General features: G+C 69.2%; 21 protein-coding genes, 1 pseudogene and 1 CRISPR repeat array (1 of these 23 cut by a window edge). Of the genes and pseudogenes, 5 read left to right on the top strand and 17 right to left on the bottom strand.

The window, feature by feature from the left end; genetic code table 11:
* Nucleotides 1-18 precede the first annotated feature (18 nt).
* The 6 genes and pseudogenes from AB0M45_RS02325 to AB0M45_RS02300 form a co-directional block, all read right to left on the bottom strand.
* Complete coding sequence (locus tag AB0M45_RS02325; RefSeq protein WP_364322004.1) at nucleotides 19-1,371, bottom strand: cytochrome P450; 1,353 nt, start codon at nucleotides 1,369-1,371, stop codon at nucleotides 19-21.
* Nucleotides 1,372-1,477: 106 nt separating this feature from the next.
* A complete protein-coding gene (locus AB0M45_RS02320) occupies nucleotides 1,478-1,846 on the bottom strand; it encodes an STAS domain-containing protein (protein ID WP_364322001.1) in 369 nt (122 codons plus the stop codon).
* Nucleotides 1,847-2,366: 520 nt separating this feature from the next.
* Nucleotides 2,367-2,626, bottom strand: a pseudogene (locus tag AB0M45_RS02315) (DUF4235 domain-containing protein).
* On the bottom strand, nucleotides 2,623-3,006 hold the full coding sequence (locus tag AB0M45_RS02310) for a hypothetical protein (protein WP_364321998.1): 384 nt from the start codon (nucleotides 3,004-3,006) through the stop codon (nucleotides 2,623-2,625). The pseudogene AB0M45_RS02315 and the gene AB0M45_RS02310 overlap by 4 nt, the downstream one beginning before the upstream one ends.
* Before the next feature lie 119 nt (nucleotides 3,007-3,125).
* Entirely contained in the window at nucleotides 3,126-3,455 is a 330-nt protein-coding gene (locus tag AB0M45_RS02305; RefSeq protein WP_364321996.1) for a plasmid stabilization protein, read from the bottom strand.
* Nucleotides 3,456-3,647: 192 nt separating this feature from the next.
* Nucleotides 3,648-4,193: a TerD family protein gene (locus tag AB0M45_RS02300; RefSeq protein WP_364321993.1), complete on the bottom strand. Its 546-nt coding sequence runs from the start codon at nucleotides 4,191-4,193 to the stop codon at nucleotides 3,648-3,650.
* 339 nt (nucleotides 4,194-4,532) lie between these two features.
* Here AB0M45_RS02300 and AB0M45_RS02295 point away from each other — a divergent pair, with 339 nt between their 5' ends.
* Nucleotides 4,533-5,273, top strand: coding sequence for an anti-sigma factor (locus AB0M45_RS02295; protein ID WP_364321990.1), 741 nt, complete (start codon nucleotides 4,533-4,535; stop codon nucleotides 5,271-5,273).
* Between the two features lie 60 nt (nucleotides 5,274-5,333).
* On the opposite strand, the gene AB0M45_RS02290 is transcribed toward AB0M45_RS02295, so the two are convergent.
* Complete coding sequence (locus tag AB0M45_RS02290) at nucleotides 5,334-6,434, bottom strand: glutamate--cysteine ligase (RefSeq protein ID WP_364321987.1); 1,101 nt, start codon at nucleotides 6,432-6,434, stop codon at nucleotides 5,334-5,336.
* A gap of 184 nt (nucleotides 6,435-6,618) precedes the next feature.
* Here AB0M45_RS02290 and AB0M45_RS02285 point away from each other — a divergent pair, with 184 nt between their 5' ends.
* Both AB0M45_RS02285 and AB0M45_RS02280 read left to right on the top strand, forming a co-directional pair.
* Nucleotides 6,619-6,927, top strand: coding sequence for a hypothetical protein (locus AB0M45_RS02285; RefSeq protein WP_364321984.1), 309 nt, complete (start codon nucleotides 6,619-6,621; stop codon nucleotides 6,925-6,927).
* An 87-nt stretch (nucleotides 6,928-7,014) separates the two neighbouring features.
* Nucleotides 7,015-7,965 carry an FAD-dependent oxidoreductase gene (locus AB0M45_RS02280; RefSeq protein ID WP_364321981.1) on the top strand — a complete coding sequence of 317 codons (951 nt, stop codon included), beginning with the start codon at nucleotides 7,015-7,017 and terminating at the stop codon, nucleotides 7,963-7,965.
* Between the two features lie 12 nt (nucleotides 7,966-7,977).
* Here AB0M45_RS02280 and AB0M45_RS02275 read toward each other — a convergent pair whose 3' ends face one another.
* On the bottom strand, nucleotides 7,978-8,358 hold the full coding sequence (locus tag AB0M45_RS02275; RefSeq protein ID WP_364321978.1) for a hypothetical protein: 381 nt from the start codon (nucleotides 8,356-8,358) through the stop codon (nucleotides 7,978-7,980).
* Between the two features lie 210 nt (nucleotides 8,359-8,568).
* Here AB0M45_RS02275 and AB0M45_RS02270 point away from each other — a divergent pair, with 210 nt between their 5' ends.
* Entirely contained in the window at nucleotides 8,569-9,843 is a 1,275-nt protein-coding gene (locus AB0M45_RS02270) for a helix-turn-helix domain-containing protein (protein WP_364321975.1), read from the top strand.
* A 62-nt stretch (nucleotides 9,844-9,905) separates the two neighbouring features.
* Here the strand turns inward: AB0M45_RS02270 and AB0M45_RS02265 are convergent, their stop codons facing one another.
* From AB0M45_RS02265 to AB0M45_RS02245, 5 genes are all read right to left on the bottom strand, one after another.
* Entirely contained in the window at nucleotides 9,906-10,607 is a 702-nt protein-coding gene (locus tag AB0M45_RS02265; RefSeq protein ID WP_364321972.1) for a histone deacetylase, read from the bottom strand.
* 74 nt (nucleotides 10,608-10,681) lie between these two features.
* Entirely contained in the window at nucleotides 10,682-10,939 is a 258-nt protein-coding gene (locus AB0M45_RS02260) for an HPr family phosphocarrier protein (protein WP_364321969.1), read from the bottom strand.
* A 25-nt stretch (nucleotides 10,940-10,964) separates the two neighbouring features.
* Complete coding sequence (locus AB0M45_RS02255) at nucleotides 10,965-13,037, bottom strand: fructose-specific PTS transporter subunit EIIC (RefSeq protein WP_364321966.1); 2,073 nt, start codon at nucleotides 13,035-13,037, stop codon at nucleotides 10,965-10,967.
* An 11-nt stretch (nucleotides 13,038-13,048) separates the two neighbouring features.
* Nucleotides 13,049-13,999: a 1-phosphofructokinase family hexose kinase gene (locus tag AB0M45_RS02250; RefSeq protein WP_364321963.1), complete on the bottom strand. Its 951-nt coding sequence runs from the start codon at nucleotides 13,997-13,999 to the stop codon at nucleotides 13,049-13,051.
* The gene (locus tag AB0M45_RS02245) at nucleotides 13,996-14,763 is read right to left on the bottom strand and encodes a DeoR/GlpR family DNA-binding transcription regulator (RefSeq protein WP_364321960.1); all 768 of its coding nucleotides are present in this window, start codon (nucleotides 14,761-14,763) and stop codon (nucleotides 13,996-13,998) included. The genes AB0M45_RS02250 and AB0M45_RS02245 overlap by 4 nt, the downstream gene beginning before the upstream one ends.
* A gap of 146 nt (nucleotides 14,764-14,909) precedes the next feature.
* On the opposite strand from AB0M45_RS02245, the gene AB0M45_RS02240 reads away from it, so the two are divergent.
* Nucleotides 14,910-16,610, top strand: a complete 1,701-nt coding sequence (locus tag AB0M45_RS02240) for a putative PEP-binding protein (RefSeq protein ID WP_364321956.1) — start codon at nucleotides 14,910-14,912, stop codon at nucleotides 16,608-16,610.
* A gap of 99 nt (nucleotides 16,611-16,709) precedes the next feature.
* Here the strand turns inward: AB0M45_RS02240 and AB0M45_RS02235 are convergent, their stop codons facing one another.
* The 4 genes from AB0M45_RS02235 to AB0M45_RS02220 all read right to left on the bottom strand — a co-directional run bounded on the left by AB0M45_RS02235 (nucleotide 16,710) and on the right by AB0M45_RS02220 (nucleotide 18,525).
* Nucleotides 16,710-16,877, bottom strand: a complete 168-nt coding sequence (locus AB0M45_RS02235; RefSeq protein WP_364321953.1) for a hypothetical protein — start codon at nucleotides 16,875-16,877, stop codon at nucleotides 16,710-16,712.
* Nucleotides 16,878-16,998: 121 nt separating this feature from the next.
* Entirely contained in the window at nucleotides 16,999-17,232 is a 234-nt protein-coding gene (locus AB0M45_RS02230) for a hypothetical protein (RefSeq protein WP_364321950.1), read from the bottom strand.
* A gap of 98 nt (nucleotides 17,233-17,330) precedes the next feature.
* A complete protein-coding gene (locus AB0M45_RS02225; RefSeq protein WP_364321947.1) occupies nucleotides 17,331-17,681 on the bottom strand; it encodes a hypothetical protein in 351 nt (116 codons plus the stop codon).
* Between the two features lie 127 nt (nucleotides 17,682-17,808).
* Nucleotides 17,809-18,525 (bottom strand): AraC family transcriptional regulator, encoded by a 717-nt coding sequence (locus AB0M45_RS02220; protein ID WP_364321944.1) that lies wholly within the window; start codon nucleotides 18,523-18,525, stop codon nucleotides 17,809-17,811.
* Between the two features lie 338 nt (nucleotides 18,526-18,863).
* Nucleotides 18,864-19,254: a CRISPR direct-repeat array (repeat unit 29 nt; unit sequence GTGCTCCCCGCGCCCGCGGGGATGATCCG); it runs 4 nt beyond the window's last position.

Raw genomic sequence — 19,254 nt, 5'->3', positions numbered from 1 at the left:
CCGTGATAAGGCCGGAAGCTAGCCGGTCTGTGTCATGCACGGCTCGACGGTGAAGTCGAGGCCGAAGTTGTTCAAGGTCACCGGTAGCGGCGCGTCCGGGTTCGGCCGCGGTGTGGACCGCAGCCGGAAGTCCGCTGCGGTCAGCAGGTGCGCGAGCAGCGTGCTCGTGACGAACATGACCAGGTTGCGGCCCGGGCAATCGGCCGGGCCCGCGCTGAACGGCACGAGTTGCGGGTACTGCTCGGCGCGGCCGTCGAGCCAGATATCCGGGACGAACGTGTCGGCGAAGGGGAGCAGTTCGGAGTCCCGGTGGAAGGCCGGCACCGCGATCATCAGCGCGGCGCCCGCCGCGATGGTGAAACGTTCGTCGCCGTCACGCCACTGCGTGTCGGCGGTGATGTCGCGCAGCAACATGGGCGTGGTCGGCCACAACCGCACCGACTCGAGCACGCAGGCACGCAGATAGGCACGCACCTCGACGCGCTCGGGATCGACGGCGTCGTCCAGCGCGCGGGCATGGTGCTCCGGGTGGGTGCTGAGCACCGCCAGCGCGCGGCTGAGCGCGATACCTGCCGCGTCGAAGGCGAACAGCCAGTGCGGAATCTGCCCGACCGGATCGACGGCGCCGCCGGCGGGGACCGCGGCCAGCGCACCGGCGAGACTGTCGGGTGGGGCGGATTCCACATGCCGGTAGAGGCGATTGGTGAACTGATCGCGCTGCCTGCGATGGGCCGGGGCCAGGAACGACCAGTTGCCCGCCGAGCGCAGCCGGGCGAGTTCGTCGGTGAGGACGGTGTCGTCGCGTCCCCGTTCGCCGAGCACGATTCGCCGGACAAGCCGCCACCACTGGGTGGTGAAGTGCCGCGCGTCCATGTGCCCGCGATGCAGCGCCGACACGATCATCTCCTGCGCCTCCTCCGCGATCCCCGCCGCGAAGGGGCCGGCGAGACGATGCAGCGGCTCGCCGCTGTCGAGCGCGGCCTCGTTCAACGCTCGGCGCTGCGCGCGGATCGGACCGTCGGAGAGCAGGACGCCGTGTGGCTGGAACTGCCGCAGTGCGGCGCGCTTCTCCCGATTGGCGGGGTGAAAGGGGGTCGGTGCGTCGGCGAGCACCCGGCCGACGTCTGCCGGGTCGAGAATCACCACGATGCGCCGTCCCGGCACCACCAGCTCGACCGGGCCGGAGCCGAATTCGCGGCGCAGCTGCCGCACGCGCTCGATCGCCCTGGCATCGGCGCCGGTGCGTTCCAGTAAGCCCAGCACCGGCCGCCGTCGGGCGATCACTCCGGACGCCACCGAGGCGAATCCGAGATCCGCCAATGCCGCTACCGCGGGCACCCCCACCAGTCGGTGTTCGCGGTTGTCTGCCATCCGGCCTCCTCCCGGCGTGCTCGAGTCGACACGGTGCCGACCTCCGGTCAGGTACCCGAGAATGCGTGGCTGAAACCGCAGGGATGTGTTCGCGGCGCCGCGAAGCTCAGCTCGGCGGGTGGGTCTCGTCGACTGCCAGCGCGTCCTCGACGCTGTCGAACACCGTGAGCAGCTGGTCCAACGCGGTCAGTTCGATCGGCCTGCGCGCCGCGTCGCTGGGGACGACGCGCAACCTGCCGGAACCGGCTGCTTCCGAGGCCGCCACCAGGACGCTCAAGCCCGCGGAGCCGAGGAATCCGACGTTCGACATATCCACCACGACGGCGGGCGGCGTATCACGCAGCGCCTCGTCGAGTGCCGATTGCAGGCGCGGAGCGGACGCCATGTCGATTTCGCCGTGCACGGTGACGATCACCACGTCGTCCGCGGATCGCACCTGGACCTCCAGCGCCCGGTGCGCGCTTTCGGAACTCACCATCCACCTCCCGTGCCGTGGCGTGTCCTGGAGAGTACGCCACGTCGACCTCCGCTGCGGTCGTGCCGTCGGCGTGCACACGGGCACGGCGCAGAGCGAGCATTCCGCCGGTCAACTTACCGCATCGTGTGGTTCGGTAGTCCCGTCACCGGATCGTTCGCTGAAAACGGTGACGTCGTCGTGGTCGGAGATCCGAACAATGCTGCCAACTCACCGCCGGTCGGCCAGCCGGATGGGCCGAGCGGCGCAACGTACCAGGATCAGCTGCTGCCCCTCCTGGCGATTCGGTCGAGCGATTCCTGCATGAGGCCGCGTTTCGGGCGCGGTCAAGGCGTCGGTCTGCGGCAGCACCGCGCGGAGCGTGCCGGCGGCGTTGTGAAGGGGATGAATCGCGGCACTTGGAGGAAGGTTTGCACAAACCCTTGTCCTGAACTCGCGGCGGGCTTGCGGGCATGCTACTCGGTACAACACCGGAGTCCGAGCTCGGACATACGCCCACAGAAAGCCCTGTGTAGCAGAGCTATTCGGGCCAAGTGCCCGTAAGCGAGCGGAAACCCGCCGCCCCCGCGCGATCGATCGCCGTTTTCACCAAACCGAAGACGGCGCCTTGCAGTGCTGCGGCGAACAGCACCTCGCGCCAGGAATAATTCCGCGCGGTCGCGGCGGGAGCCTTTTCCTCGCCGGTGCCCCGGGTCCACACCCGGGTGAACACCCCGCGTTCGCGACCAGGCCGCCGAGAACACTGATCAGCAGGCCGAGTGGTTTGTAGAGGGTCTTCATCGCCGCCAGCGCATGATTCGCCACACGAGCACCGCGGCTGCCGCCGCAGCGAGGGCGGCCGGGATCGGGTTCGCGCGCATCGTTCCGGCGGCGTGCTTGCCGCGCGCGAGCACCGGTGCGGGCGTCGCCGCCGCAACACGGTGGGCGAGATCCGCGGCGCTTGCCTTGGCATGCTCGGCTTTGTCCGAGACCGCGAGCGCCGCTTCGGATGCCGCGTGCTTCGTCGCCTCGACGGCGTCGTGCGCCTTGTCCTTGCTCCGCGCAGGCATATCGAGCTTGTGGCCGAGTTCTTCGACCGCCTTGACGAGTTCCTCCCTGGCGGTGTCGCGGGCGCGGCGCAGGGCCGCGCCGCCATCGGCGGGCGGCCGGGTGTTGCTCATCTTCATCTCCTGTCCTCGATGTCCTCGTGCACTCCTCGACCGACTCCGCGGTATCGGCGAAGCGGCGTTCTCCGCCTCGTCTTCCCGCACCCGCCGAGGACCGCCGGGACCGGGCGGCCTCAGCCGCGGCCGAGCGCCTTCTCCAGCTGACTCTTGGTCATCGTGGAGCGGCCCTTGATATTGCGTTTCTTCGCTTCGTTGTACAGCTGGTCCCTGGTCGGGCCCTTCGGCCCGCTGCGTCCGGAGCGCTGGCCGCCACGCTGCTGCGGGGACTTGTCGCGCGTCGAGGTCCGGCTCGCGGTCTTGGTCTTCCCCTCCTGCGCCCGGTTCTTGTTCACCGTGCGCGCGGCGATCTCCTTCGCGCGCTTCGTGCTCGCGCCCCGGCTCTTCGACGAGTCCTTGACGTGCTCGTACTGTCGCTCTTCCTTCTCCGTCCATTCCTTGGGCATGTCACACCTCCTGCATGGCGACTACCCGCGTGCAGGCGTTCCAATCGGACGGCATCCGCGCCTGCGTCTTCGGCGCTGCGGCGGTGGCGGCCCGGAGGTTCCCCGCGACACGAGTGGACGATATGCGGATTACCCAATGGCGGAGTGCTGGGCGGCGAAAGCATTGGGCCGCAGCCGAAGCCGGTGCTCGCGCTAGACGAAGTCGGCGAGCAGCGGCACCGCCTCGACCGGATGCCGCGCCCGCACACCCTTGCCGACGGTGTCGAAGTGCCAGACACCGTCGGAGCGCCGAACTCTGCCCAGTACCAAGCCGGTGTGGTCGCCGCCGCCGGTCAGGTCGTAACGGGCGATCTCCGTACCCGCGGCGCTGTCGATCACCCGGCAGTAGGCGTTGGTGATCTGCTCGAAGGTCTGCCCGGTGTAACAGGTGACGAGGAAGAGCACCGCCGTGACCTCGGCGGGAATCCGGGTGAGGTCGACGGTGATGATCTCGTCGTCGCCCTCGCCCTCACCGGTGATGCTGTCGCCGTGCAGCCGCACCGAGCCGTCCGTCGAGCTGAGCCGCTCGTGATAGACGACGTCGGCGAGCCGGTCGGCGGCGAACAGCAGCGCGGCGGCGTTGAGATCGATGTCCTTCCGTCGGCCGAACCAGCGCGATGGCGTGGCCGGGTCCCAGCCGAGCGTCACGGTGACATGGTCGAGCGGGGTGTCGCGCTCGTCGGGCAGCCTCGCGGACATCCGTGTTCCCCTCTGCATTGGCGACCGGGTCTTGCGGCGATCTCCGTGGTCCGGCGTACGGGCCGCTGAAGCCCCCCGCGACGCTCACCAGCGCACCCGACAGTGACGCATGATCGGCGCAGCCTACCCGAATCGCGGCGAATATCGCGAGGAATCCAATCCATGAGGCGGTGCGCCGCGAAGTCAAGGCATGCGGGTTGGCATAAAGCACGAGAGCCGACGCCATGGCGGGAGAGCCCGCGCCCGCGGTTCGTCGCCACCGATGTACCGGGTTCGCGAGGCAGCCGCGAAGGCGCGACCGGCGGCCGCGGATGCTCTTCTCGGCGAAGGTGGCGGATCATGACCGAGACCGAGCAGTCCCGCACCGACCTGCTCGACCTGGCCTACCCCTACGCGATGAACGCGGTGGCCGAGATCGAGCGCAGGCACATCGAAAACCGGGTGGCGAAGGCCGATTCCGGGACCGCTGCGGCATTCGCCGCCACGGTGCACCGGGCGCGGGAGACATTGGCGGCGCTGAGCGCGGTCGACGCGGTGAATCCGCCGCCGACGCTGGAGTCGAAGATCCTCCGAGCGATCGACGACTCGTGCCAGGGTGCGCGATCCCGGCGGCACGGTGCCCGATCGGTGTCAGGTCGCCTGCCGCGGGCGGCTCGCCTGGCCGTCGCCGTCGCCGTGATCATCGGCGCCGGTGCGGGCGCCGTGGTGGTCGCCGAGCGGGTCGCGGGGCATCATACCGCGCGGGTCACCGCCGAACAGATTCTGCAGCAACCGGATTCGCGGTCCCGCGTGGTCGAGCCGACGGTCGGGGGCACCCTCACGGTGAGCACGTCGGACCGGCTGCATGCCGTCGCGGTGACGTTCGACGCGGTGCCCGCGCCGCCACCGGGACGGGCCTATCAGCTGTGGGTGGTGTCCTCCACGGGTGCCGTGCGCTCGGCGGGTGTGCTGACCACGGTGCCGCAGGCCGGCGTGTCGACCCGGTTCGATCCGGCGGACGTCTTCGTTGTCACGATCGAACCGGCGAACGGTTCGCCGCGGCCGACGTCACCGCACTTGGCGACGGTCGCGCTCGGCTGAGCTGCACACCGATCCCACCGGGTCGAATTCCCGCCCGCACGACCCGCGAGCACGGGGAGCTCAGCACCCTTCGAGCGTTGCGCGAGCCACCTCTTCGACGACGTCATCGACCTCACCATGCTCCCGCAACGCTGTCAGTTGCCGGAAAGCACCGTTGCCGCGGGCGAGCAGACGGGCGAACGCCTCGTCGACGAACTCGCGGTCTCCCGCCTCCTCGAGGGCGGGGGCAGCGTAGTCGATCAGGCGGCGCAGCAGCGTGCGGATGGGCGCCACCTGGCCGTCGTGCGGGTCGACACCGTCTCCGACCAGTCCCGAACGCGCCGCCTTCCAGTACGCCGCTCGCAGCACCTCGGCGGGCACCGCGGGCGCGACCTGCCCCTCGGCCAAGGACTTCCGCGCCATGACGACGATCGCGCGCACCAGCGCGGCCAACAGCGCGGTCTCCTCGACCGTGGCGGGTATATCGCTCACCCGGATCTCGACGGTGGGGAACGACACCGACGGGCGGACATCCCAATAGACCATCTGCTTGTCCAGGATGCTGCCGCTGTTGAGCATCATCGCGACCATCGCCTCGTAGTCGCGGGCGGACTCGAAGTACGGCGGCGGTCCGGCGCTGGGCCAGCGTCGCCACAAGATGCTGCGCCAACTGGCGAATCCGGTCTCGGTGCCGCGGTAGATCGCCGAGTTCGCCGTCATCGCCAGCAGTTGCGGCAGCCACGGCCGCAGATAGTTGCTCACCTGGATCGCGGTCTCGCAATCGGGGATGCCGATGTGCACGTGGCACCCCGACAACCCCTGCTCATGTGCGAGGAGACCGTAGTTCTCCTCGATCCGCTTATAGCGCGGTGTCTGGGTGACCGGGAATTCATGCGGCACGGTCGGCGGAATGCCCACTGCCAGCAAGCGCGCGTCGTTCTGCTCGGCGCACGAGGAGACACCGCGCCGCAGCTCACGCAGTTGCCGGTGCAGCGCGGCGATATCGGTGTGGACCGCGGTGTTGACCTCCACCTGGCAACGAGTCAGCTCGAGTTGCAGGTCGATGCCGATGTCCTCGGCCGTACGCGCCACCTCGACATTGCGTGCCAACGGTGCGCCGGTACGCGGGTCGACCAGCAGGAACTCTTCTTCCACACCCACGGTCGCGCGGCCATCGTCCATGTCAATGACATACCCCAGGTCAGCATGCCTAGTCGGTGGATCGCGCGCGAAGTTGCCGTTCGGTCGCCGGTCGCGCCCGGGCTGGACCGTCGGTTTGAACGGCGTCGAGGCGGAAACTGCCGACGAGGGGGCTGCACCAATGACAGGGAGACATCGCATGTTTCGGATCGCTGTACGTTTTGTCGTGACAACCGGCTCCGCCGTGGTGGTCGCCGGGACCGGTGCGGGGCTCGCCGCCGCGGGGCCGACGCTGTCGGCGGACACCCAGGAAGAAGGCACCATCGCGGTGAGCAGCCAACCGGCGTCGGAGAGCTGGACCTGTGCGCTGGTCGGCTCAGGCGAACAGGCCGGTTTGCGGGCGGATGTCGCGCGCAACGGCGAGAGCCGCGGTGGGTTCGCGGCGGGCAGCACCGTCACCGCCGCCTGCGTCGGGCCACAGTTGCCGATGGTGGCCGTGACCACCGGGGTCACCTCACTCGACGACGAGGACTGACCTCCTCGGCCGCGTATCGAGCCCACCTCCCACGGCCGGCGCTGCGGAAACGTCACGCAAGCGGTGGAGCTCGATAGTCTCGCTCGCATGCGGATCGTTGTCCTCGGCTCGGGCATCTCGGGACTTTCCACCGCGGCGCAGTTGCTCAGGGACCGGCACGAGGTAACCGTCGTCAGCGCCACGCCGATTACGGCGACCACCTCTTTTCTCGCCGCCGCCGTGTGGTTTCCCACCGCGGCGGGCCCGGCGGACCGGGTCCGGGCGTGGAGCGACACCACCTTCGAGCATCTGGCCGCGCTGGCCGCCGCGGGCGCGCCGGGCGTGCGGATGTGCGAGTCGATGGCGCTCTATCGGGACGAGCCCGCGGTTCCGGACTGGTCACGGTCGGTGCGCTCGTTCCGGGACGCCGATCCGGGTGAACTGCCGCCCGGCTACGGCTTCGGCTTCCGTTTCGCGGTACCACTGGTGGAGATGCCGACCTACCTGCCGTTTCTCAGCGCGCAGGTGGACGCGGCAGGCGCGCGGCGCGTGCTGCGCACTGTCCACCGGCTCGACGACCTCGCCGACCTTTCGCCCGACGTCGTGGTCAACTGTGCAGGTCTGCGCGCCGCTGAACTCGTCGGCGACCCCGCCGTGTACCCGATCCGTGGCCAGATCGTACGGGTGACCAATCCGGGGCTTTCGTTGTCGATCCGGGACCAGGCCCATCCTCTCGGCCGCGCCTACGTCCACCCCAGGGCCTCGGACTGCGTTCTGGGCGGCTCACTGGAGCCGGGCGAGTGGGAGACCGCGCCGGATCCCGAGCTCACCCGGTCGATCCTGCGGCGTTGCCGCGATCTGGCTCCCGCGCTCGCCGAGAGCGAGGTGGTGGAGGCCTTGGTCGGACTGCGTCCTGGCCGCGGCGAAGTTCGCCTCGAACTCGACACCGCCGTGCTGCCGGGCATTCCCGTCGTCCACAATTACGGCCACGGCGGCTCCGGCATCACCATCGGATACGGCTGCGCGCTGGAAAGCGCCGCCCTTGTCGCCGGACTCTGAGCGTCGTCCGTTTCAGTTGGCGTAGCTGCGCGCCACGACCGAGTTCAGCGCCTCCAGGAATTCGCTGATCACGCCGGGCTCTACCCGCTCACGCTGCGCGTGGCGTTCGGGCGACTCGTTCGCGGGCAGGGCGAGGCCCGCGTCGACGCCGTCGCGCAGGACGGCGTGCACCGCTTCGATCGGGATACCGGCCTGGGCGCATCGGCTGGCGGCGTGCTCGAATCTGCCGAGGGCGAGGCTTCCGGCGGCCTCGGCCGCGTCCACTAGGACGAGGGCCAGTTCCAGACCCATTTTGATCAGCGCGTCGGGACCGGCATGGCGGGATTGACCACGATCGAAGCGCGCAGGCACCTCGGCGGTGTGCCGATCTTCTTCGTGCGGGCCGATAGTCATGGCCCTCCCTCCGCCCGACGACCCTGCTGGCACCGACGTTACGGCGGGGACCGAGAGATTTCGACCGCGCGAATGCGTGTTGTGAGCCTTCACAGACTCGGGCTGCCGATTTTCGGGCGGTATCCCCAACCCGGGGCGCGACACTCGGAAGGCCGAACCGGTCAAGTTACCGTGGAGTACTTTCCGCGATCGGGGAGGGAAGGAGTCACGATGTCCATCACCGATTCGGCAGGTCCGGATTTGACCCTGTCGGGCCGCCCGGCCAGTTCTTCGCTGCGGGATGTGCGGAATCTGTCGCGCAAAATGGTCGGCCACTTCATCGAAACCGTCGCGCACTGCCGGACGCTACCCGGCGAGGCACTCAACGGCGATATCACCAACATCACCCGCCTGTGCCTGGAACTGGCCGTCAGCATGCTCGACGGCAGCGACATCCCCGAGAAGACGATGCTGCTGCGCACCGCGGCGGCGGGCTGGGCGCGCGAGGGCATCCCGATCGACACCATCCATCACGCCGTGCACGAGGGATTCAAACTCGGCTTCGACCTGATCGTCGCGAACGCGACCGCCGCGGATTTCGACAGCCTCAAGGACATCAGCCGCCGCCTGCTGGAAATCTTGGACACCATCACCTCCACCGTGTCGCGCGCTTACGTCACCGAGTTGCGTGCCGTGGTCGGCGAACATCACACCGCGGCGCACACGCTGGCCTCCGCCCTGCTCGGCGGGCATCCCACCTTCACCATGGCGCGCGAATGCGGCATTCCGATCGCAGATTCGTATGCCGTTCTAGCGGTAGCAATTCCGCCACACCCCGAGGAGAGAAACCCGCGACTCGACGGCGCGGTGGTGGCGCGGCGAAAGCTGCGCCGCGTGCAATCCGAGCTCGCGACCCGCTGCGGCGACACGGTGTTGTCGCTGCTGAGCGTCGACGGTGGCACGATCCTGCTACCGTCCGCGTCACCGGAGGACAAAGCCCTCGACGAGCTGGTGGAGTACCTCGGCGGCGCCGCGCAGGTGCCGGTTGTCGCTACGGTGATCGCCGCGACGCCGGTCGAGGTGCCCACGGCCGCCGATCGCGCGCACGAACTGCTCGATATGGTGCAGCGGCTGCGCTGGATGCGCGGGCTGTACCGCTTCGACGACCTGGCGCTGGAGTACCAGCTCACCCGCCCCGGACCCGGACTGGAAACGCTGCGGACCCTCCTCGATCCGCTCGACGAGCACCCCGAACTCCTCGAAACGCTGAAGCGTCATATCGGCACGAACCTGAACCGCCAGCGCACCGCACGGTCGTTGCACATCCACACCAACACCGTCGACTACCGGCTCAAACGCATCGGCCAGCTCACCGGGTTCGACCCCGCCCAAGCCTCCGGGGTGTGGTACCTGCGCGCGGCACTCGTCGCGCGCAGCTATCGGGATTCCGAGGCCGAGTCCCCGGTCATCGGTGCCCGCCCGGGAGCGACGGGCGTCTCGTCGTAGACGTATCCACGCACAACGGAACTCAGCGACCGACTTCGTAGTCGCTCGTGACCCGCACGGGCTCAGTGGCCCGCCCGGAGCAGCGCATGGACGGAATCCGGGGTCCATCCGCGATCGGCGCCCGGGCGGGTGGCGAGATAGCCGGCGGTCGTCCGGATGGACCAGCCGTGCGCGGCGCGCAGACCCGCCGCCAGATACCGCAAGTAGGCCGCGGCGGGCGGGTTGCCCGGAACATCCCGGTAGCGCCAGGGCGCGGTAAAACTCAGGACCGGGTGGCCGTCGTAGGTTCCCGCGCAGACCAGCGTTTCGTACCGGCCGGTGCCCAGGGTGATCGTGCCGCGGTCGATCACCCCGGTGAGGTCGAGTTCCGCGCCGGGAGCGCGGTACATCTCCTGGGCCACGATGTCGGAGAACTGAGCGGTGGTGAGCAGATGGGCGTGCACGGCGATCTCGCCCCGGCAGCCCGGGTCGTAGAAGGCGCGGCCACCGGTCCAGGTCAGCGATTCGGTTGCGAAATACAACAGGCCGGGCAGCAGGAGAGGCGCCGATCGGATCGGGTCGGAGCGGTTCCGGCATCCAGGCAGGGTGAGCGCACCGCCGTCGGGATGCCCGCCGCGCAGGTAGGTGCGCAGCCTGGTCAAGCTCATGTTCGAGCCGTAAGCGGCATACCAGACCAAATCCGTGCGCCGGTCGCGCCGACGCGTGCCCGGATTCGCTCGGTAGGCCGCCGAGTCGGCGGCGGCACCCATTCGCCACGCCGTCATGGCACCCATTCTCGGCTCTTCGCAACGCCGTGCCCACCTCGGACGCGGCGCATGGTCGTCGTAGCGTGGACCGCTCAGGCGTCGAGATCGGCGGCGACCAGGGCGACGACCTTGTCCAAGACAGCTTGGTCGTCGCTGTCGACCACGACCGCGGTGCCCTGGGTGGCGCCGAGCGTCATGATCATCAGCGCCGAGCCCGCGTCGACTGGATCGCCGCCGACCACCGACAGGGTGACGGCGACGCCCGCCGCCTGAACGGCTTCGGCGATGATGTTGGCGGGGCGGGCGTGCAGGCCGATGGACGAGCCGACTTCGACGGTTGTCTGTGGCATGGTGGAACTCCTCGGTGGGAACGGGTTATCCGGCGGTGACGATTGCGGGGGCGGGCGCGGCGGCGCGCGGACGGACAAGTTCTTTGGCGACGGTGACGCAGAGCGCGCCGACAAGCGTGCCGGCGGCCAGCGCGGCGAGGAACCAGAGGATATGGCCGACCGCGAAGAAGACGAAGATTCCGCCGTGTGGTGCGCTGAGCGTGGTTCCGGTCGTCATGATCAGCGCCCCGGTGACGGCGCCGCCGGCCATCATGGACGGGATGACCCGCAGCGGATCGGCTGCGGCGAAGGGAATGGCGCCCTCGGAGATGAACGACGCCCCGAGCAGCCAGGCTGCCTTGCCGTTTTCACGTTCGGCGGTCGTGAACAGGCGGGGCCTGATCGCGGTGGCCACCGCCATGGCCAGGGGCGGCACCATCCCCGCGGCCATGACCGCGGCCATGATGCGCAGTGAGGCGCTGTCGGTGACGCTGAGCCCGGCGACGGCGAACGAGTAGGCGGCCTTGTTCACCGGCCCACCGAGGTCGAAGCACATCATCAGGCCGAGGATGACCCCGAGCGCTATCGCGGACGTGCCGGACAGCCCGTTGAGCCAGTTGGTGAGCCCGCTGGTGACGGCGGCAAGCGGCTTGCCGAGCACGATGAACATGGCCGCGCCGACGACCAGCGATGCGAACAGCGGGATCACCACCACCGGCATCAGGCCCCGAGCCCACTGGGGGACGGTGAGTCTCGCGATCCACAGTGCCGCGAACCCGGCGATCACACCGCCTGTGAGGCCGCCGAGGAATCCGGCGCCGACGAAGACCGCGACGGCTCCCGCGGTGAAACCCGGTGCCAGGCCGGGGCGGTCGGCGATGGCGAAGGCGATGTAGCCGGCCAGCGCGGGCACCAGGAAGCCGAACGCGAGCGAGCCGAGCTGGAACATCACCGCGCCGAGGTAGGTGGCCAGTCCGCCGTCGGGCAGCGCGCTGAGCGAGTTGTCCAGCACGATGGACTTGGCGTTGTCGGCGATCTCGTAGCCGCCCAGCAGGAAGCCGAGCGCGATGAGCAGGCCACCCGCCGCGACGAACGGGATCATGTAGCTGACGCCGGTCAGCAGGATCTGGCGCAATCGCGTGCCCCAGCCGAGGGTTTCCGATGCCCGTGCGGGAGCGGGTTCGTCGCCGGGTGCGCGGCCGCTGACCGTGGTGGCACCGGGATCGTTCGCGGCACGCAGCGCGTCGGCGATCATCGCATCGGGTTCGTTGATCGCGCGCTTGACCCCGGACGTCACGACGGGCTTGCCCGCGAACCGGTCGCGTCCGCGCACGCCGACGTCGGTGGCGAAGATGACCGCGGACGCCGCCGCGATGGTCTCGCCGCCGAGCGGAGTGCTGCCGCTGGACCCCTGCGTTTCCACGTGCACCGTGACACCGGCGCGTTTGCCTGCGGCGACCAGGGAGTCGGCGGCCATGTAGGTGTGCGCGATTCCGGTCGGGCAGGCGGTGACCGCGACGATCGTGCGCTCGGCGACCCGTGCCTCCTCGCTGGGCGGCGTGGTTGTCGCGGACGGTGCGGTCGCGCTCGGTGCCGGGACCGCATTGCTCGCAGTTGCCGTGGTCGCGCCGGCCGAGTCGGCATGAGCCTCTTTCGCCGGACTCGGCGCGTCGAGCACGCCCTCGACGAGGGCCACGACGTCCCCGGGCGTCGTCGCGGCGCGCAGGTCGGTGACGAATTCGGGTTTCACCAGCGCACGCGCCAGGCTCGACAGCAGCTTCATGTGCTCGGCGCCGGTGCCTTCCGGCGCCGCGATCAGGAAGACGAGGTCGGCGGGACCGTCCGGGGCGCCGAAATCGACCGGCGGAGCGAGCCGGCCGAACGCGAGTGAGGCTTCGGTGACGGTCGCGGCGCGGCAGTGCGGTATCGCGATGCCGCCCGGAAGCCCTGTCGCGGACTGGGCTTCCCGGGCCAGCGCCGCCTCGCTCAGTGCCGTCGCGTCCTGGGCGCGGCCGGTTTCGGCCAGGCGTTCGGCGAGAGCGGCGATCACGGACTCCTTGGCTGCGCCCAGATCGGTGTCGAGGGTGATCAGATACTCGGTGATGATCGAGTCGGCCATCTCGGCCTCCTTCAGCGGTTGTGCAGAGCGTTGAGTGCCGTGACGGAGACGGCGTCGAGATCGATGTCGTGCGGCCCGGGCACGCCGGTGCCGGGGAGCGCGGCGGCGGCGCTGCCGTAGGCGACGGCGCAGCGTAACCGTTCCGCGGGCCCGGCGCCGTCGAGGTCGGCGAGCAGATAACCGGCCAAGGCCGAGTCCCCGGCGCCCACGGTGCTGCGCGGCGCCACGGGCGGCGCGGCCGCGTACCAGGCGCCGTCCGGGGTGACCAGGACCGCGCCCGCCTCGCCCAGCGTCGCGAGTACCGTGCCGACCCCGTACCCGACCAGGGTCGCCGCCGCGTGTGCCGCGGCCAGCGGATCTTCCAGGTCGGCGGGGTCGTCGCCGGTGAGCTGTCCCAGTTCCTCGGTGTTCGGTTTCAGCAGTCTCGGTGTGACCGAGCCGAATTCGGTGGCCAGCGCCTGAAGTGGGGCATCGGAGGCGTCAACCGCGACCGGGACTCCGCGCAGCCTGCGCAGCAACGCGACATACCAGTCGGCGGGCACTCCGGGCGGCAGCGAGCCCGACAACACCACCCAGGACGCTGCGTTGGCGAGACCGTCGAGCACCCCGGCGAGGGAATCCGCACACGCGGTGGGCAATGCGGGGCCGGGCTCGTTGATCTTCGTCGTGGTTCCGTCGGCTTCCGCGACCGTCAGATTGGTCCGCGCGATCCCGGGGGTCGAGACGGCCCGGTAGCGGATGCCCGCGGCGCCGAGTTCCCGGAGCAGCGGGTCCCCAGCGTTGCCCGGCAGCACGGCGATCGTGGCGCGACCTGCCGCGGCGACTACCCGCGAGACGTTGACGCCCTTGCCGCCGGGATGCGAGCTCACGGTGGCGGCTCGGTGCACGGCCCCCCGGTGCAGCGGTTCGGTCAGGGTGACGGTGCGATCGATGCTGGGATTGGCGGTCAGCGTGACGATCATGCGGTGACCACTTCGAGTCCGGTCGCGGTGAGCTCGGCGCGCACCGACGCCAGCAAGTCGGTGTCGGTGACCAGCGCGTCGATCTCGTCGATGGCGGCGAATCGCACGAGATCCTCGCGCCCCACCTTGGTGGAGTCGGCCACCACGACGACGCGGTGCGCGCTGGCGACCATGGCCCGCTTGACCGCGGCTTCCTCGAAGTCCGGTGTGGACAGCCCGTGCGCGGGAGTCAGCGCGTTCGTTCCGAGGAACGCGACGTCGACGCGCAGTTCACCGAGCACGCGCTGGGTCTCCGATCCCACGGCCGCCTGGGTGACTCCGCGGACGCGCCCGCCGAGCAGATGCAACCGCACCGCGGCATTTCCGCTGAGCCGGGCCGCGATCGGCACCGAATTGGTCACCGCGACCAGTTCGCGGTCCGTCGGCAGGAGGGCGGCGATCCGCGCCGTGGTGGTGCCCGCGTCGAACAGCACACTGCCGCCGGTCGGCGGCAGGAAATCCAGGGCCGCCTTGGCGATGCGATCCTTTTCCGCCGCGCGGCTGTGCTCGCGTTCGCCGGTGCCGAGTTCGATCGCGGTCAGCGCCGCGGCGGGTACCGCGCCGCCGTGCACGCGTCGGATCAGCCCCATCCGATCGAGCACCGCCAGGTCGCGGCGGACCGTTTCGGTCGTGACGCCGTACTGATCGGACAGCTCGGTGACCGACACGCGCCCCCGCTGCCCGACCAGCGTGGCGATGGCCTGCTGGCGTTCCTCGGCGTACATCCGATCCTCCCGGCTTGGTGTTGGTTTATGTTGTTTTATATCTGAATGTGTTGCTTTGTCAACGGGTTGGCGTAGTCTGGATCACATCGGCAACGGGATGGGCATGGCGCCCATTCGCTCGGCACAGGCGCGGAGGTAGACGACGGATGACGGGGTCGCTGCAGGTGAAAGCGGGAACTGTGGTGCTGAACGGTACACCGGCGGTGTCCGGTGTCGCGTTCGCGCCTGCGGTCCGGCCGGTTGCCCGGCTGCGCGTCGAGGAATCGACGGATCTGGTTTCCGAGTCCGATCGGGCATCCGAGCGGGCGGCGCTACTGACGGCCGCGACCACTGTCTCGGACCGCTTGCGGGAACGTGCGGCGCGCGCAGGCGGCGCCGCGGCGGAGGTGCTCGCCGCCAACGCCGCGATGGCCACCGACCGCGGCTGGCTCGCCGCCGCCGAGAAGCTGATCGCGGCGGGCACACCCGCTCGGGCGGCGGCGGTCGCGGCCACCGACCAGTTCGCCGCGATGTTCACGAAACTCGGCGGACTGATGGCCGAGCGGGTGACGGACTTGCGGGACATCTGTGCTCGAGTCGTCGCCGAACTGGCCGGTGCGCCCGAGCCCGGCATCCCGGTACCGGCGCAGCCCGCGATCCTGCTCGCCGACGACTTGGCGCCCGCGGACGCGGCCGGGCTCGACCCGGAACTCATCGTCGGCTTGGCGACGTCATTCGGCGGGCCGACCAGCCATACCGCGATCATCGCGCGCCAACTCGGCATTCCCTGCGTTGTCGCGGTGGCCGAGCTCGACGGAGTCACGGCGGGGACAGAGGTCCTACTGGATGGCGCAACCGGGCAAATCGTGGTCGATCCCGACCCCTTGGTCGCGGCCCGGGCGATCGAGGAGTTCCGCTCCCGGGTCGCCCGCGACGCGGCGTGGACAGGTCCGGGTGCCACGGCGGACGGTCACCGGGTGGAAGTGCTGGTCAACGTCCAAGACGGCGCCGGTGCGCTGGCGGCGCGTCGGACACCGGCCGAGGGCGTGGGTCTGTTTCGCACCGAATTGTGTTTCCTGGACCGGGAATCCGAGCCGAGCGTGGCCGAGCAGGAGCGCGTCTACCGCGAGGTGCTCGACGCGTACGCGGGGGCGAAGGTGGTGATCCGGACCCTGGACGCCGGATCGGACAAGCCGCTGCGGTTCGCCCACCACCCCGATGAGGCGAATCCCGCGCTCGGCGTCCGTGGTATCCGCGTCGCCGCGCGCGACGCGGGCATCCTCGATCGGCAACTGGACGCCATCGCGCGCGCCGCGGTCGGCCGCGAGCCCGTGCCGTGGGTGATGGCGCCGATGATTTCGACCTCGGCGGAAGCGGAATCCTTCGCCTCGAAGGTCCGCGCGCGGGGGCTCATTCCGGGCGCGATGATCGAAGTGCCCGCCGCCGCGCTGACGGCGGAAGCGATTCTCCGGCACGTCGATTTCCTGTCCGTCGGCACCAACGACCTCGCCCAGTACACGATGGCGGCCGACCGCATGTCGCCCGAACTGGCCGCGCTCACCGACCCATGGCAACCGGCAGTGCTGTCCCTCGTGGCCCGCACTGCGGCGGCGGGCCTGCGCCTCGGCAAGCCCGTCGGAGTGTGCGGTGAAGCCGCGGCCGATCCAGCCTTGGCTTGCGTCCTGGTCGGTCTCGGCATCGGCTCTTTGTCCGCTGCCGCCAGCGCCGTCGCCGCCGTGGGTGCGGGCCTGGCGGAGGTCAGCCGGGAAAGCTGCGAGCGCGCCGCCGCCGCGGTACTCGAAGCCGCCGATCCGACCGCAGCTCGCGCCGCCGTCCGATCCATCCTGGGCTGGACTCCCGCCACTTGACGGCGTCCTCCCACGGGTAGGCCGGCATTCGGGCGGACGTGGGCAGTGCTCGTCGCGACGCCATGTCCACCGGCGACCGCTGGGTGCGCGGTCTCGCAGTTATACCGATCCCGTGGCTTTCTCGTACGCCACGCCCGCGTCGCGGACTTTGGTCGCGAGAAAACGCATCCGCTCAGGAGTGAGGTAGCCACCTCGAAAGGCGGTCTGGTCCAGCTCGGCCGCCACTTGGTCGAGCGCCAGCCGAGCAAACCGTGTCTGATCAGCCATGCTCAGGTTCTACCAGTGTCTGCCGGCAAATGCCGCCACGCAGACGTCGTGACGCGTGGCGGCATATCAGCGTGTGGGTACGGCGGACGCCGTACGATCCCCTGTTCATTACTCGATCGTCCTATTCGACGGTGATCAACCAGTCTTCCGGGTTGTTCAGCACATCTATATAGTGACCTTTCTCGGCAATTTGGGTGACTGTGGAGTCGTACTCGTCCCACAGCAGATCGAGCTGGCCGCCTGCACCCGGTGACTTGATGCTCAAGAACTTCTGGCCGCTCACAATGGGGTCGCCGACCTCGACGTAGACGTCCGAAACGATGAAACCCGACGGAGGGCCCTCTGCGAGACTCATTTGAACCTCCAATTCGGTGTGGTGCACATCGGAGAACTCTGCACATAAGGCGCGACGTATCCGGCGCGCATGGCGATCCGGTGACGACGCGGCCGGACCTATTTGAAGGAACTCACGTTGTTCACCTGGTTACCGCTCGTGTAGCCGCTGACGTGGTAGTACCACGTGATCGAGTCCCAACCGTTCCACGTGACCATCGTCCCCGCGCCGGATTCCGAGAACAGAATGTATATTTCGTGCCCGGCCTCGTACTGGTCGCTGGTGGCTCCGGGGGCCAGCCCGAACACGCACTTCGGCACATCCCACTCCTGCCGGTAGACCGAGACATGTCCGCTCGTATCGTTGTAGAGCTTGTACCAGCCGGGCGAGCTTCGCTCGGCGGGTTTCGGGGGCGTCGACGACGCGGACACGGTCTTTTTGCGCATTGCTATTTTGGTCGTTTCAGTCATTCGACCCCTCCTTCAGTCCGTGCGATGCGCATGCGAAGAGTCGGCGACACGAACCCGCAGCTGACGCTCGCACCGCTTTTTCGAGAAGCCCCGTCCATTCGGGTCGCGGGAAGCGACCAGCGGTGGCTTACAAGACTTTCATAGCAGTACGCAATAGTGGCCTGGTTCGCCTTTTTCGGGTGAATTGCCAAAGTTTGGTCGCTGCCGCCGAGTACAAAGGCTCCAGTTCACTACCGGAGTCCGACTGGGCCGGGGTCGCCCGATTGCGCATGGAGTGCGGCGATCGGGACCGCCACGCCGCATAGGGAAGCCCGACCTCGGCGGAGAATAAATGCGACAGGCGACTGGGTGACATCGCGACCAGGCGGGCCGCCTCACCCAGGGTGGGTGGCCCAACCGGGCTGGCATCGGCCAGTTCCATCGCCGCGAGCACCACCGGATGTGCGGCCCGCCGAGGCAACGGAAGCGCCGGAGCCCGGGACGGGGGACCGGGTGGCGTGGGGACCGCCGCCGCGATCCAGCTGTCCACGCGATCGGCAGGTCGCCCGGCGAGCCGCGCGACGGCGGCGCGTCCAGCCGTACTGGCTGGGTCGAGGTACGCCAGGAATCCGGCGGTCCCTGGCGTCGCACGAACTTCATGGCGGACGCCCGGCGGGATGATCGCGAGGTCCGCACGGCCGACAGCTCCGCTTCCATCGGTCAGCGTGAGTTCGCCACGGGTGACCAGCAATACCTGTACCGCGCCGTGCGAATGTGCCGCGGCGTCACCGATATCGCCAGTGAAGGCCATCAGACCGGGAGTGAACACGACACCGCCGAGCCATCGGTGGATCGGAGCGGTCATCGCGGGTTACCGCCGGTCGGCGGACACAGGGCGGTGTTCGACACGGTCTTCGTCTGGTTCGCCTGGATGGTAGGGATCGGGGGCGACCGCGATCGTAGTACCGGACGGATATTCCGAACATCCGCTCATGGTGTGGGCTGTCGTGATCGTGCGTGGCTATGAGGGCGTGTGCCATCGCGGGAACAGCCGACATGCAGAAAAGCCCGTCAATTCGAGATGCTCCCGACGAAAGTCCAAACAGAAGTAGCGACTACACTGCTGGCACTTGGCCTGGCGCCTCTCAAACCAAACCGAATGAGAAACGACGATTCGGCCGAGAAACCTCCAGGTCAACAAGTGTGCTCCCCGCGCCCGCGGGGATGATCCGTCCTCGCCGCGATCGAGCAGGGCCGCACGGTCGTGCTCCCCGCGCCCGCGGGGATGATCCGGTCTGTGCGGCAAACGATCGGGAACGGTGCTGGTGCTCCCCGCGCCCGCGGGGATGATCCGCCCTCGGCACCGACCCTGATGCCCTTATGCCGGTGCTCCCCGCGCCCGCGGGGATGATCCGGTGAATCCGCCGGAGTAGTTGCGGGCCTGGACGTGCTCCCCGCGCCCGCGGGGATGATCCGTACTTCTTGTGGAACTCCCGCAGCCCCAAGCCGTGCTCCCCGCGCCCGCGGGGATGATCCGCCGTCATGTTCGCCGAACTCGTCGACGAATTCGTGCTCCCCGCGCCCGCGGGGATGA

Origin of the sequence: Nocardia sp. NPDC051787 (assembly GCF_040681325.1) — a bacterium.
In the GTDB taxonomy this organism is placed as follows: Bacteria; Actinomycetota; Actinomycetes; order Mycobacteriales; family Mycobacteriaceae; genus Nocardia.
This window is presented reverse-complemented; position numbering and strand designations above follow the sequence as displayed.